The organism is Sphingomonas montana, from assembly GCF_001956315.1.
GTDB classification, from domain to species: Bacteria; Pseudomonadota; Alphaproteobacteria; order Sphingomonadales; family Sphingomonadaceae; genus Sphingomonas_R; species Sphingomonas_R montana.
Window position 1 is genome coordinate 131,810 of the sequence record NZ_KV887144.1, and the last position, 13,174, is coordinate 144,983.

Annotated in this window: 12 protein-coding genes; 7 read left to right on the top strand and 5 right to left on the bottom strand. The window is 69.3% G+C overall.

Annotated features, from left to right (window positions below; genetic code table 11):
* Positions 1-128: 128 nt before the first annotated feature.
* Positions 129-395: an FAD assembly factor SdhE gene (locus BKY59_RS05365; RefSeq protein WP_076069731.1), complete on the bottom strand. Its 267-nt coding sequence runs from the start codon at positions 393-395 to the stop codon at positions 129-131.
* Between the two features lie 77 nt (positions 396-472).
* Between BKY59_RS05365 and recG the strand changes: the two genes are divergently transcribed.
* Positions 473-2,533 (top strand): ATP-dependent DNA helicase RecG, encoded by a 2,061-nt coding sequence (recG, locus tag BKY59_RS05370; RefSeq protein WP_076069733.1) that lies wholly within the window; start codon positions 473-475, stop codon positions 2,531-2,533.
* Between the two features lie 125 nt (positions 2,534-2,658).
* Here the strand turns inward: recG and BKY59_RS05375 are convergent, their stop codons facing one another.
* From BKY59_RS05375 to BKY59_RS05390, 4 genes are read right to left on the bottom strand one after another with little or no spacing between them, the layout of a single operon-like run.
* Positions 2,659-3,465: a hydrolase 1, exosortase A system-associated gene (locus BKY59_RS05375; protein WP_076069198.1), complete on the bottom strand. Its 807-nt coding sequence runs from the start codon at positions 3,463-3,465 to the stop codon at positions 2,659-2,661.
* Entirely contained in the window at positions 3,450-4,154 is a 705-nt protein-coding gene (locus tag BKY59_RS05380) for an alpha/beta hydrolase family protein (protein ID WP_076069201.1), read from the bottom strand. The genes BKY59_RS05375 and BKY59_RS05380 overlap by 16 nt, the downstream gene beginning before the upstream one ends.
* Positions 4,151-4,420 (bottom strand): acyl carrier protein, encoded by a 270-nt coding sequence (locus tag BKY59_RS05385; protein WP_076069204.1) that lies wholly within the window; start codon positions 4,418-4,420, stop codon positions 4,151-4,153. Before BKY59_RS05385 ends, BKY59_RS05380 begins: the two co-directional genes overlap by 4 nt.
* Positions 4,421-4,446: 26 nt before the next feature.
* On the bottom strand, positions 4,447-5,460 hold the full coding sequence (locus tag BKY59_RS05390; RefSeq protein WP_076069206.1) for a GNAT family N-acetyltransferase: 1,014 nt from the start codon (positions 5,458-5,460) through the stop codon (positions 4,447-4,449).
* A 47-nt stretch (positions 5,461-5,507) separates the two neighbouring features.
* Between BKY59_RS05390 and BKY59_RS05395 the strand changes: the two genes are divergently transcribed.
* The 6 genes from BKY59_RS05395 (at position 5,508) to BKY59_RS05420 (ending at position 13,132) form a co-directional block, all read left to right on the top strand.
* The gene (locus tag BKY59_RS05395) at positions 5,508-7,016 is read left to right on the top strand and encodes an AMP-binding protein (RefSeq protein ID WP_076069208.1); all 1,509 of its coding nucleotides are present in this window, start codon (positions 5,508-5,510) and stop codon (positions 7,014-7,016) included.
* On the top strand, positions 7,013-8,260 hold the full coding sequence (locus BKY59_RS05400) for a pyridoxal-dependent decarboxylase, exosortase A system-associated (protein ID WP_076069210.1): 1,248 nt from the start codon (positions 7,013-7,015) through the stop codon (positions 8,258-8,260). The genes BKY59_RS05395 and BKY59_RS05400 overlap by 4 nt, the downstream gene beginning before the upstream one ends.
* A 128-nt stretch (positions 8,261-8,388) precedes the next feature.
* On the top strand, positions 8,389-9,030 hold the full coding sequence (locus tag BKY59_RS05405; protein ID WP_420822075.1) for an XrtA/PEP-CTERM system exopolysaccharide export protein: 642 nt from the start codon (positions 8,389-8,391) through the stop codon (positions 9,028-9,030).
* 49 nt (positions 9,031-9,079) lie between these two features.
* Positions 9,080-10,633 (top strand): XrtA system polysaccharide chain length determinant, encoded by a 1,554-nt coding sequence (locus BKY59_RS05410; RefSeq protein ID WP_076069213.1) that lies wholly within the window; start codon positions 9,080-9,082, stop codon positions 10,631-10,633.
* A gap of 11 nt (positions 10,634-10,644) precedes the next feature.
* Complete coding sequence (locus tag BKY59_RS05415) at positions 10,645-11,526, top strand: P-loop NTPase (RefSeq protein ID WP_076069734.1); 882 nt, start codon at positions 10,645-10,647, stop codon at positions 11,524-11,526.
* Between the two features lies 1 nt (position 11,527).
* Positions 11,528-13,132: a hypothetical protein gene (locus BKY59_RS05420; protein WP_076069215.1), complete on the top strand. Its 1,605-nt coding sequence runs from the start codon at positions 11,528-11,530 to the stop codon at positions 13,130-13,132.
* Positions 13,133-13,174 lie beyond the last annotated feature (42 nt).

Genomic DNA, 13,174 nt, shown 5'->3' on the forward strand with positions numbered 1-13,174 from the left:
GGTCGTCATCCCAGCGGATGCTGGGATCCATTATCACTCCGGTCGGGGCCGAATGCCGGCGTAGTGATAATGAATTCCGGCGTCCGCCGGAATGACGGTCGCGGGGTCGGGAACCTCAAAAGAGCGCATCATTCCGCGACGGGAATATAATCCAGCTTGCGCATCCGCTCCAGCATCGGTCCTTCATAGCGTTTCGGCACCGGGATCGTGCCGAGCGCCCAGCCCATGATCTCGACATCCTCTTCGTCGAGCAGCGCCTCGTACCAGTCGACCTCGGCCAGGGTCCAGCCGGCATGTTCGCGGTCGAAAAAGCCGCCGATCAGCAGGTCGGCTTCCTTGGTGCCGCGATGCCAGGCCCTGAACCGCTGGCGCTTGATACGGATGTCGATGTCCATCGTCGGTTCCAACACGAATAGGCCGGCGGATGTCTTGGCGAACATCGTCGGCGGGGGCTATGGGCACGCAGATAGTCATGCGCCCCGATATTCTCAATCCGCTGTTCGTAGACGTCGACGCGCTGAAGGGCGTCGGTGCCGCGCTGTCCAAGCCGCTGGCCAAGCTGGGCCTGGCCCGCGCGGTCGACCTGCTGTTCGATCTGCCGACCGGCTATATCGACCGGACGGCGGTGCCGGAACTGGACGCGGTCGATGTCGGGCGGGTGGTGACCGTGGTGGTGACGCCGATCGAGCACCGCATCGGCAACGGCCCGCGCAGCCCGTCGCGCGTGATCGCGACCGATCCGGCGGGCAACATCGTGGCGCTGGTGTTCTTCCGCGCCAACGCAGGGATGGCAAAGGCGCTGCTGCCGATCGGCGAGGCGCGCGCGGTGTCGGGCAAGCTGGAGCAATATGACCAGTGGCTGCAGATCGTCCACCCGGACGTGATGACGCCGGAAGAGGCCGCGGCACTACCGCCACGCGATCCGGTCTATGCGCTGACCGCAGGCCTCACCAACCGCCGGTTGCAGGCGCTGGTGGCGCAGGCGGTTGCGCGCGCACCGACCTTGCCCGAATGGATCGAACCGACGTTGCTGGCGAAGAACGACTGGCCGGCGTGGCGCGACGCGCTGGTTCGCGCCCATGCCGATCCGACCGATGCGATGGCGAAGGACCGGCTGGCCTATGACGAGGTATTCGCCAACCAACTGGCGCTGATGCTGCTCCGCGCCTCGTCGCGCCGCCGCAAGGGCGTGCCGCTGCAGGGTGACGGACGGCTACGCAACGCGCTCAGGCTGCCCTATGCGCCGACCGGTGCGCAGGCACGCGCGATCGCGGAGATCGAGGGTGACCTGATCCAGCCGCGACCGATGACGCGGCTGCTACAGGGCGATGTCGGGTCGGGCAAGACGCTGGTTGCGACGATGGCGCTGCTGGCGGCGGTGGAGGCGGGGGCGCAGGGCGCGCTGCTGGCCCCGACCGAGATCCTGGCGCGGCAGCATTATGCGACCTTTTCCAAGACGCTGGCCGGGCTGCCGCTGACGGTCGCGATCCTGACCGGGCGCGACAAGGGGCGGGTGCGCGAATCGACGCTGATGGGGCTGGCGGACGGTTCGATCGATATCCTGATCGGCACGCATGCGATCTTCCAGGAGGCGGTCGCCTATCGGAAACTGGGGCTGGTCGTGGTGGACGAACAGCACCGGTTCGGCGTGGCACAGCGGATGATGCTGCAGGCCAAGGCGGAACGGCCGCCGCACCTGCTGGTGATGACTGCGACCCCGATCCCGCGCACGCTGACGCTCAGCCAATATGGCGAGATGGACGTCAGCCGGCTGGACGAGATGCCGCCGGGGCGCCAGCCGATCGAGACGCGCGTGCTGAACGCCGCGCGGCTGGACGAGATCGCCGACGCGCTCGGGCGTCATGTCGCCGCCGGGGGGCAAGCCTATTGGGTGTGCCCGCTGGTAGAGGAAAGCGAGATCAGCGACCTGACCGCCGCGGAAAGCCGGGCGGAAACATTGCGCGAACGGTTCGGCGACAAGGTCGGGCTGATCCACGGGCGGATGAAGGGGCCGGAAAAGGACGCGGTGATGGCCGCGTTCCAGCGTGCTGAGACGCAGGTGCTGGTCGCGACGACTGTGATCGAGGTCGGCGTCGATGTGCCCAACGCGACGCTGATGATCATCGAGGCGGCGGACCGGTTCGGGCTGGCGCAGTTGCACCAGTTGCGCGGGCGGGTCGGACGGGGGACGGGCAAGTCGACCTGTCTCCTGCTGCGTGGCGACGGGCTAAGCGAGACGAGCCGCGCGCGCCTCGCGCTGATGCGGGAGAGCAATGACGGGTTCCGGATCGCGGAGGAGGACCTGCGGCTGCGCGGTGCGGGGGAAATGCTGGGCACGCGCCAGTCGGGCGAGGCGCAGTTCCGGCTGGCGAGCCCGGAGAAGACGGCCGCGCTGATCGAGACCGCGACCGCGGACGCGCGGCTGCTGGTCGACCGCGACGGCGGGCTGGACGGCCCGCGTGGGCAGGCGGCGCGGGTGGCGCTGTACCTGTTCGAACGCGATGCGGCGGTGGGCTTGCTGCGGTCGGGGTGAGGGGTGCCTTTCTTTAGCCCCTCCCTTCAGGGGAGGGGTTGGGGTGGGGCTGAGCGCTTCAAGCCGGTGAGGTTGCAGGTGCGAGGCTGTTGCCCCCACCCCAACCCCTACCCTGAAGGGGGGGGCTAAGAAGAGAAACGCTCCAGGCCGGCCACCACGAACGCGGCCAGCATGGCCGCATCGCCGGCGGCAAAGGTGTGGGATGGGCTGTCGATGCGCACAACCTCCACGTCGTCGCGGATGGCAGCGAAGGACTTGCCGCCCCATGCGTCGTCGAAGGCGATCGCGGTGGCGTCGCCCTTGGCCAGCAGGATGGCGAGCGGTCGCCGGCCGGTGAGCAGTGCGCCCGCGATCCGCGCGGGCAGGCTGTCGTCGGTCGCCGCACCCAGGCTGGCGACGCCGCGCGCGGCCTTGCGCAGGTCCACGCCGCCGGTGAGCGCGCGTTTCCAGAACCGCCAGTCGGTCAGCCGCGCCAGATAATGCGCGCGCACCGCGGCCGGCGGCGGCAGATCGCCGACCGGTTCGACCACCCAGGGGTTGGCGAGCAGCAGCCCGTCCACCCGCGCCGCATGGTGGTGCAGGGCAAGCGCCGTCGCACCGTCGCACAGGCCGAACCCGATCACCCGCGCGCCGGGGGCCAGCCGCGCCCTCAGCGTGTCGGCGGCGACCGTGATATCCGGTCCGCTGTCCGCGAAGCCCGGATCCGCGCCGGCGCTGTCGCCCACACCGCGCCGGTCGTAGCGCAGCACGGGCCAGCCGGCCGCCGCGACCGCCGCCGCCAGCTGCGCCATGCCGCCATGCGCGCCGCTACGGATTTCGGTGCCACCGCCGACGATCAGCAGCCCGGCCGGTGCCGCTGCGGCGTCCATGCCGGTATCGAGCGTCGCGGCGATGGCATCGCCCGCGCAGTCGAAGTTCAGGAATTCGCGCATGTCGCCGCCGTCCGATCGATATCGCGTGCGATAGCCAGTGCCATCGCAAGATCGCGCCCCGGTTCCGCGCGCCGCCACAGCGGCGATCCCGTCAGCCGTTCGTCCGCGTTCTTGCCGTCCTCACCCAGCCGCACGATACGCGCCGACCCCTGGGGTCGCGCGGACCCGAGCGGCCCGGCCAGTCCGGGGGCAAGCGGCGTACCGGCGAACACAGCCCCGGAGAGCGGCGGACCCGACGTCCCGGCCAGCCGTTGCGCACGGCCTAGTTCGCGCAGCACGGTCGCACCTTCGACGGGGGTCATGCGCCAGCGGCCGGCGACATCCACCGGATCGGGCGCATCGTCCAGCAGCGCGCCACCGCGCAGCGACGCGATCATCACCGTGCGGCCGGTCGCGGCGTGGAGCAGCGCAGCGCACGCGGCGACCATCGCCCGCCAGTCGTCCAGCGTCACCGCACCGAACGGCATCAGGCTTTCGCCTGTACCGGGCAGGTCGGGCAACGCGCTGCCGCGGCCGAGCGTCGCCAGTTCTGTCATCACATCAACCATGAGGCGGCGACACCGGTTCATTTCCCCGAACAGCGGGGGGACCAGCAGCACCGCCGCGGCGTCGCCCGATCCGACGATCCGGGCATATTCCTCCCGCCCGGCGATCGTCAGCCGCGCGACCTCCGCCAGCGGGGTGGTCAAAGCAGCGCTTTCGTCCGGATGAAGTGCAGCAGGCTGCCGAACGTCTCCATCATCTCGCCGTCGACCTCGTCATCCTCCACGACGATGCCGAGCCGGTCCTCGATCTCGGTCAGCAGGCCGGCGACCGCCATCGAGTCGAGTTCGGGGAGCGATCCGAACAGCGGCGTCAGCGAATCGAACGTCGCGACGCGCGCCGGAGGGATGCCCAGCACGTCGGTCAGCACCGACCGCAACGTGGTCTCGACGATCTCGGCGTCCTGGCTCATTGTCATACTCCCTTGGGGGGCCGCCACTAACGGCCCTTCGCCCCCCGGACAAGCGCCGCCGCTCGCGCCCGGGCGTAGCGCAGCAAAGCGGATGGGCTGGAGAGCCGGAACAGATCGACGCGCCATAGCTGTTGCCGTTCGTCCATCCAGTCCGCCTTGTACGGATCGTCGCCCGTGCCGAAGTCGATCGCCGTCGGCCGGTCGCGGTCGATGACATGGCGGAACATCGCCGCGGTCAGCACCGTGCCCGGCGACAGCGCGCGGGCCGCATCGACATAGGCCAGCTTGTGGATCGTCGCTTGGCCGCGCTCGACCAGCCACCACTGCGCCGCGACCGGCGCGCCCTTCAGAAAGGCGATGCCGAGCCGGAGCGTGCCAGCGGCACCCTCCTGCTCGACCAGCGCGCGGAGCAGGGCAGGCGCCCCCTCCGCACCCTTCCAGCTGTCCGCATAGACCGTCTCGTAGGCGGCCCACAGCGTAGGGTCGAACCCGTCCGCGATCTCGATCCGGAACGCGGATGCCTTCGCCTTGCGCTTGGCCGTGTTGCGCAGCTTGCCCGGTCGCCCCGCCCACCAGGTGGCGAAGTCGCCCTCCACCGCGACCGCATGACGGATCGTCGCCGGCGTCGCGATGGTGCCCCAGCCGGTGGCGACGAAGGCGCGTTCGACCAGCGTGCGGTCTTCGTCCGTCATCGGCGACAGGGTGACGAGCCGGAACCGCGCCTTGGCTTCCTTCGCACAGGCGGCCAGCAACCGGTCATGCCCGCCGGCACCGGCGAACACCGGGGCGAAGCCGAGCGTGTACCAGCAGGCGAGCGCCTCCGCCCGACCGCCCCCGCGATCCGTGAGGAACAGCCAGGCGCGTGCCCCGTCGCATTCCGCTCGGATGACGACCGGGCGGAGGTCGGCCAGATGCGCGGCGATCAGCCGGAACCAGGCGATCCGATCGAACAGGTTCGGTTGCGCGGCACGGTCCAGCGCCGGGCCGGCGTCGGCGGCGACCGCAGCGAGATCCTCGTAGAGGTGAACATTAACGTGCATCGCGTTATCCTGCGGCCGGTCGCCGTCGCTGGATGTAGGGAGGAAGAGTGCAAGTTCCGGTTAATGGACCCGATCCGGTGCCGCAACGGCTCGACCGGCTGGCGCTGCGCGGACGGCCACGGGATGCGGCGCTGGTCGATCGCGGCGGCACGCTGGACTATGGCGCGTTCGATCGGACCATCGGCGTGCTGGCTGCCGCTTTGCTAACCCGGGCGGCGGTCGGGGACCGGGTTGCGTGCTGGCTGCCGAAGACGCGCATTGCGTGCCTGCTGCCGCTGGCCTGTGCGCGGGCGGGGATGGTCCATGTTCCGATCAATCCGCTGCTGAAACGGGCGCAGGTGGCGCATATCCTGGCCGACAGCGGGGCCGTGCTGCTGATAAGTCAGCCGGCGCGGATCGCGACGCTGGAACCCGGCGACATACGCGCGGCGGCGGCGATCGATGCGCTTTCGATCCCCACGGACCACGATCCGCTGCCCGCGTCGCCGCCGGACGCCGATCCGCACGCGTTAGCGCAGATCCTCTACACCTCCGGCTCCACCGGACGGCCGAAGGGGGTGATGCTGAGTCACGCCAATCTCTGGCTTGGTGCGGTTTCGGTCGCGCATTATCTCGGGCTGGCGGCCGACGACCGCGTGCTGGCACTGCTGCCGCTCAGTTTCGACTATGGGCAAAGCCAGCTGCTCGCCACCTGGGCGGCCGGTGGCTGTGCCTGTCCGCTCGACTATCTGACGGCGGGTGATGCGGTGAAGGCGGTCGCGCGGCACGGCATCACCACCCTGGCCGGCGTCCCGCCCCTCTGGGTCCAGCTGGTCGAGGCGAAGTGGCCGGGTGCGGGCGCGCCGACGCTCCGCCGGATCACCAATACCGGCGGGCGGCTGTCGGTGCCGCTCGTCCGGCGGCTGCGCGCGTTGTTTCCCGACGCACGGCTGTTTTCCATGTACGGGCTGACCGAGGCGTTCCGGTCGACATTCCTCGACCCCGCGCTGATCGATCGGCATCCGGACTCGATCGGTACCGCGATCCCGTTCGCCGAGATACTGGTCGTGGCGGCGGACGGCACGATCGCGGCGGACGGGATGCCGGGTGAGCTGGTGCATGTCGGGCCGCTTGTGGCGCAGGGCTACTGGCACGATGCGGAACGGACCGCGCTGCGTTTCCGGCCCGCGCCGGCTGCTTCGGTGCTGGGTGGCATGGCGGTCTGGTCCGGCGATACGGTAATGCGCGACGCGGCCGGGCTGCTCCGTTTCGTCGGGCGCGACGACGAGATGATAAAGTCCGCCGGCAACCGCATCAGCCCGACCGAGGTGGAGGAAGCGGCGGTTGCGGCCGGCGCCGCGGAGGCGGTAGCGCTGGGCATTGCGGACGAACGGCTGGGGCAGTCCGTGTTGCTGATCGCGCGCGGCGATGGCGACGCGGAACGGCTGTTGTCCGCGATGAAGCGTGACCTGCCGAATTTCATGGTGCCGCGTGACGTGATCTGGCGCGCGGACATGCCACGCAACGCGAACGGCAAGCTCGACCGCGTGGCGCTGAAGACGGAGTATCGCGCATGAAGGCAATGGGGATCATTCCGGCTGGCTTCGCCGCGATCGACGGGGAACTGCAGATCGCGGGGAAGGGCGTTTCGGCGCATATCGCCGCGGCCGGCGATACCCCGCTGTTCGTGTACGATCTGGCGCGCGTCCGGGCGCAGGTGGCAGCATTTCGCGCGCATATGCCTGACGGCGTCTCGTTGCATTACGCGATGAAGGCCAATCCGTGGCCCGCGCTGCTGACGCATATGGTGGCGCTGGTCGACGGGATCGACGTGGCGTCCGCGGGCGAACTTGCCAGTGCGGTCGCGGCCGGCGCGACGCATGTCAGCTTTGCCGGGCCGGGCAAGCGCGACCGTGAACTGCGCGCCGCGGTATCGGCCGGCGTCACGCTGAACCTAGAGTCGGAAGGGGAGGCGGAACGCGCCATCGCGATCGCGGCGGATGCGGGGGTACGGCCGCGGCTGGCGGTGCGCGTGAATCCGGATTTCGACCTGCGCGGGTCGGGCATGAAGATGGGCGGCGGGGCCAAGCCGTTCGGGGTGGATGCGGACCGGGCCGCGGCCCTGGTCCGGCGGATCGTGGCGGCGGGCGCGGACTATCGCGGGTTGCACATCTTTGCCGGATCGCAGGCGCTGGATGCCGATGCGATCGCGGATGCGCAGGCGTCCGCTATTGCGCTGTCGGCGCGCGTCAGTCGCGACAGCGACACGGCGCCGCCGCTGGTCAATCTGGGCGGCGGGTTCGGCATCGCCTATTTCCCGAACGAGGTGCCGCTGGATATCGCCGCGGTGGGTCGCCGGCTGGCGGATGCGCTTGCGGCGCGGGACGCGGTGCTGGCGGATACGCGGTTCGCGATCGAACTGGGCCGCTGGCTGGTGGGGGAGGCGGGGGTGTACCTGACCCGGATCATCGACCGGAAGGAGAGCCACGGCGAAACCTTTCTGGTCACCGATGGCGGCTTGCATCATCAGTTGGCGGCGTCCGGCAATTTCGGCACGGTCGTGCGGCGCAACTATCCGCTGGCGATCGCGACGCGGTTCGGCGCGCCGGCGACCGAGACGGCCAGCATCGTCGGGTGCCTCTGCACGCCGCTGGACCGGCTGGGCGACCGGGTGGCGGTGCCGCACGCCGATGTCGGCGATGTCGTGGCGATCTTCATGGCGGGCGCCTATGGCGCGACGGCCAGCCCGGCGGCCTTTCTCGGCCACCCGCCACCGATCGAACGATTGGTGGACGGCGACGCCCGAATCTGTCCCGAATGACGGTTACTTTCTGGTAAAGACGCGAACCAGGCGGTGTTCCTAACCGTATCTTCACCTGTACCACGCATGCAGGAACCCTAACCCCAGGAGCGATCCGCATCGCCCGAGCAGCTGCCAAGGTGAAGACCATGACCGTTAAGACCGCAACTGTCCTGACCTTGGCGCTGACCGCCACCGCCATTGCCGGTTGCGCCGGCGGGCAGTCGGCGGCACCGCAGCTGCCGGCCGCCGCGTTCGTATCGGGCGCGCAGGGGCCGAGCGAGAATTATGTCATCGGACCGCTCGACAGCCTGACGATCTTCGTCTGGCGGAACCCGGAACTGGGCGGCAAGGTACAGGTGCGGCCCGACGGACGCATCACGACGCCGCTGATCGCCGACCTGCCGGCCGTGGGCCGTACGCCGGCGCAGCTGGCGGACGACATCACGCAGCGGTTGGGTACCTTCATCAAGGAGCCGCTGGTTTCGGTGATCGTCGACAATTTCTCGGGCACCTTTTCGCAACAGGTGCGCATCGTGGGCGCCACGGCGAAGCCCGCGTCCATCCCGTACCGCGCGAACATGACGCTGCTGGATGCGATGATCGCCGTTGGCGGCCTGAGCGAATTCGCGTCGGGCAACAAGGCGCGGCTGATCCGGTTCGACAAGGCGTCGGGCAAGCAGACCGAATATGGCCTGCGCATCGGCCGCCTGCTGAAGCAGGGCGACGCCAGCGCCAACGTGGCGTTGCAACCGGGCGACGTCATCATCATCCCCGAAAGCATGTTCTGACCCCGGCGGGGCGATCGGACGGGCAAGCGAGCGGGAACGGCGGATACAGATGAACGGCCTTTACGACGAACTGAAGATCGCGCTGCATTCGGTCTGGCGGCAACGCTGGCTGGCGCTCGGTGTCGCTTGGGGCGTCGCGCTGCTTGGCTGGCTGGTCATCGCGCTGATCCCCAACAGCTACGAAAGCGTAGCGCGCGTCCAAGTGCAGAACCAGTCGATGCTGAGCGACACGATGGGCATCAGCCCGAACGATCAGCAGGGCGATATCGACCGTGTCCGGTCCGCGCTGCTGTCCGCCGCCAACCTGCGCAAGGTTGTGCTGGCGAGCGGGATGGTGCCCGCCGGTGCCGACGATGCGACGATGGCGGGCCATATCACGACGCTGCGCGACGCGGTGACAGTGAAGGCGCTGCCGGACAATATGTTCGAGATCAGCGCGCGGATATCGGCCGGCGGCAACAGCGACGCGACCAACGCCGTGCTGGCCCGCCGGGTGGTGGAACAGCTCGTCACGATCTTTTCGACCGAAAACGTCATGGGCGGCCGGGCGGAGGCGGGCCAGACGCTGGCGTTCCTGAACCAGGAACTTGCCCGGCGTGCGGCGCAGCTTTCGGATGCGGAGGCCAGGCGCGTTGAATTCCAGCAGAAATATATGGGCCTGCTGCCCGGCGTCGGTTCGTTCGAACAGCGCGCCGAACAGGCCCGGATGGAGCTGAGCCAGGTCGAAACGGAACTGGTCGCCGCGCAGAGTTCGCTGGCCGCAATGAGCGGCCAGCTGGCCAGCACGCCCGCCACCGTGCCCGCGCCATATTATGGCGGCGGCGGTGCGGCCGTCGGCGGTGCGCGGTCGCGGCTGGCGGCGCTGGAGGCGCAGATGGGCGACGCGGCGGCGCGTGGCTGGACGGACCAGCATCCGGACGTGATCGCGTTGCGCGCCCAGATTGCGCGGGTCCGGCCGGAGGCAGCACGGGAGTCGACTGGCGGCGGCGGTGGTGGTGGCAGCATGCAGAACCCGGCCTATGCCTCGCTGCGCGCGGTGCAGGCGGACCGGCAGGGGACGGTATCGGCGTTGTCGCAACGCCGCGCCAGCCTGCAGGCCGATATCGCGTCCTATTCGTCGCGGCAGGCGTCCGAACCCGGCGTTGCCGCCGAACAGGACCGGCTGAACCGCGGCTACGAGGTGCTGAAGACGCAATATGACAAGCTGCTGCTTGACCGCGAACAGGTGCAGTTGCGCGCCGACGTCAGCACCAAGACGGATGCCGTGCGGGTGCAGGTGATGGACCCGCCGTCCGCGCCGCAGGTGCCCGTCGCGCCGAAACGGCCACTGCTGCTGGCCGGCATCCTGATCGTGGCGCTGGGCGCCGGCGTCGGCGTGGCCTTCGCCCGCGGACAGTTGACGACGACCTATCCCACCGCGGGCAAGCTGGCGTCCGCTACCGGCCTGCCGGTGCTGGGGGCGGTGTCCGAAGTGGTGACGCCGGTTCAGCAGGCGGTGCGGCGCAAGCATGCGGTGCGCTTTGCGGGCGGCCTCGCAGGTCTGGTCGGCTGCTTCATCCTGCTGATGACGATCGAATTCATCCAGCGCGGGCTGGTAGCGTGAGGAACGTCGAGATGACCGAACCCCGCCGTTCGCTGTTCGAGCGTGCCGCCGAAGTCTATGATTTCGGGGCCGCGGCCCGCGCCCGTGCGCCCGGCCCGGTGGTGGACGCTCGGCCACCGCTGGATAGGGAGCGGATCGAGGCGGCGTTTGCGGGGCCGGCCGCCCCCAACCGGCGCGGCAGCGTCAATCAAGGCGCGCTGGCCGCCGCCGGGTTCGTCACGCTGGATGGCGGGGTAACCGCGATCGCGGAGGAATTCCGGCTGGTGAAGCGCCAGCTGTTGCAGGCCGCGACCGCGCCGGACGCCAGCCCGCGCGACAGGATGCTGCTGGTTGCGTCCGCATTGCCGGCGGAAGGCAAGACCTTCTGTGCCGTCAACCTTGCGCTGTCGATCGCGGCGGAAAAGGATTTCGAGGTATTGCTGGTCGATGCCGACGTCGCCAAGCCGTCGATCCCCGCACTGCTGGGGCTGGAGGACGGACCCGGCCTGATGGACGCCATCGCCGATCCACGCTTGGATGTGGAAGGCTGCATCATCCGGACCGACGTCGGCAACCTGTCAGTCCTGCCGGCCGGACGGGCGGGCAACGACGCGACCGAACTGCTCGCGTCCGACCGGACCCGGACCGTGCTGGACAGGATCGCGGCGCAACGGTCCAACCGGATCGTGCTGTTCGATTCGCCGCCCGCGCTGGCGGCGTCGCCGGCGTCCGAACTGGCGCATCATGTCGGCCGCGTCATGCTGGTTGTCCGCGCCGACCGTACGGGCGAGACGGAGCTGCACGAAGCGGTGGCGCTGCTGTCTGGTTGTGCCGATATCCGGCTCCTGCTGAATGCGACGGCCATGTCGTCCGGCGGGCGCCGGTTCGGTTCCTATTATGGGCAGGGGGACTGACATGCGCCGGTCGATCATCCTGGCCGCGGCCATCGGCAGCCTGCCGGGGACGGGCGCGTTTGCCGCGCCACGGACCTTTGTCACGCCCTATATCGAAGCGCAGCAGATCCTCGACGTGCCGATCACCGGCGGTCGCGATGTCCTGACATACAGTGTGCTGGCCGCCGGCGTCGATGCGGGGGCGGCGGGCCAGCGCGTCGAAGGCACGCTCAGCTACCGCTACGAACGGCGCTTTCCATGGGGCGGCGACGGTGCGGTGCCCAGCGACACGCACAGCGGGCTGGCGCGGGGCAGCATGCAACTCGTTCCCAACCTGCTGACCATGCAGGCCGGGGCGATCGCGACGCGGACGCGGATCGACGCGCGGGGGGGCGGCATCGATTTCCTCGGGCGCGGCGACAATGTGACCCAGGTCTATGGCGGCTATGTCGGCCCGAGCCTGGCGACGCGTGTCGGCGGGCTGGACGTCGCGGCAAATTACCGGTTCGGCTACGTCAAGACGGACGACGGCTTCGGCGGCACCGCGCTGGGCGATGGTCAGGCGGCCCTGAACCGGTACAACAGTTCGACCAGCCATCTGGCCAATGCCAGCGTGGGGATGCAGCCGGGCCGGCTGCCGTTCGGCTGGAACGTGTCGGGTTCCTATTCGCGCGAGAACGCCCGGCCGCTCGATCAGCGGTTCGAGAATGCGTTCGTGCGCGGGCAGGTGGTGGTGCCGGTCGCCCCCACGCTCGCGCTGACGGCAGGCATCGGATATGAGGATATCCGCGTGTCGCAACAGGCCGTGCAGCGCAGCGCCGCCGGCGTGCCGGTGGTGGACCGCAACGGCCGCTTCGTGGCCGACCGGTCGGCTCCCCGGCTGATCGCCTATGATTTCGACGGGCTGTTCTACGATGCCGGCGTCATCTGGCGACCCAGCGTGCGGACCACGCTGGTCGCCACGGTAGGCAAGCGGTACGGGCAGCTGGCGGTCAACGGATCGTTCAGTCACCGGATCAGTTCGCGCAGCGGCGTGACGATCGGCGTCTATAACGGCATCGACAGTTTCGGCCGGTCGGTCGGCAACAACCTGGCTTCGCTGCCCACGCAGTTCGCAGTGCCGCGGACCGGGCTGAACAACCGGTTCGACGGGTGCGTGTTCGGCAATCAGGGCACCGGCGGCTGTTTCAACGATGCGTTCCAGTCGGCCAGCACATCCAACTACCGCGCGCGCGGCATCAACGCGCTCTATACCAACCAGCGTGGGGCGGTGTCGCTCGGCTTCGGGATCGGCTATGACGAGCGGCGCTATCTGGGGCCGGTGCTGGTCGCCAACGGCATCGCGTTCGACAATGTCACGGATCGCGGCGTGACGGCGCAGGCCAATGCATCGATTGCGCTGGACGACCGGTCCAGCCTTTCGAACCAGATCTTCGTCGGCTGGTTCGAAAGCGGGTTGCCGGGGGCCGACGGTGTCCTGACCGGCGGCGCGTCGAGCAGCTATTACCGCCGCCTGACCGACCGGTTGAGCGGCAATGCGACGGTCGCGGTCTTCGCGACCGACCAGACGGATTACGACACGGACATCTCCGGCCAGTTGCTGGTCGGCGCCCGCTACGTTTTCTAGGCGATCGTTAAGGAATGCGCGGTTATCATGCCGCGCAGGAGG

Bases quoted from the DNA above. Each gene is read 5' to 3' on its own strand.
- BKY59_RS05365 (WP_076069731.1), bottom strand. From the start codon at position 395: ATGGACATCGACATCCGTATCAAGCGCCAGCGGTTCAGGGCCTGGCAT.
- recG (WP_076069733.1), top strand. From the start codon at position 473: ATGCGCCCCGATATTCTCAATCCGCTGTTCGTAGACGTCGACGCGCTG.
- BKY59_RS05375 (WP_076069198.1), bottom strand. From the start codon at position 3,465: ATGCGCGAATTCCTGAACTTCGACTGCGCGGGCGATGCCATCGCCGCG.
- BKY59_RS05385 (WP_076069204.1), bottom strand. From the start codon at position 4,420: ATGAGCCAGGACGCCGAGATCGTCGAGACCACGTTGCGGTCGGTGCTG.
- BKY59_RS05390 (WP_076069206.1), bottom strand. From the start codon at position 5,460: ATGCACGTTAATGTTCACCTCTACGAGGATCTCGCTGCGGTCGCCGCC.
- BKY59_RS05400 (WP_076069210.1), top strand. From the start codon at position 7,013: ATGAAGGCAATGGGGATCATTCCGGCTGGCTTCGCCGCGATCGACGGG.
- BKY59_RS05405 (WP_420822075.1), top strand. From the start codon at position 8,389: ATGACCGTTAAGACCGCAACTGTCCTGACCTTGGCGCTGACCGCCACC.
- BKY59_RS05410 (WP_076069213.1), top strand. From the start codon at position 9,080: ATGAACGGCCTTTACGACGAACTGAAGATCGCGCTGCATTCGGTCTGG.
- BKY59_RS05415 (WP_076069734.1), top strand. From the start codon at position 10,645: ATGACCGAACCCCGCCGTTCGCTGTTCGAGCGTGCCGCCGAAGTCTAT.
- BKY59_RS05420 (WP_076069215.1), top strand. From the start codon at position 11,528: ATGCGCCGGTCGATCATCCTGGCCGCGGCCATCGGCAGCCTGCCGGGG.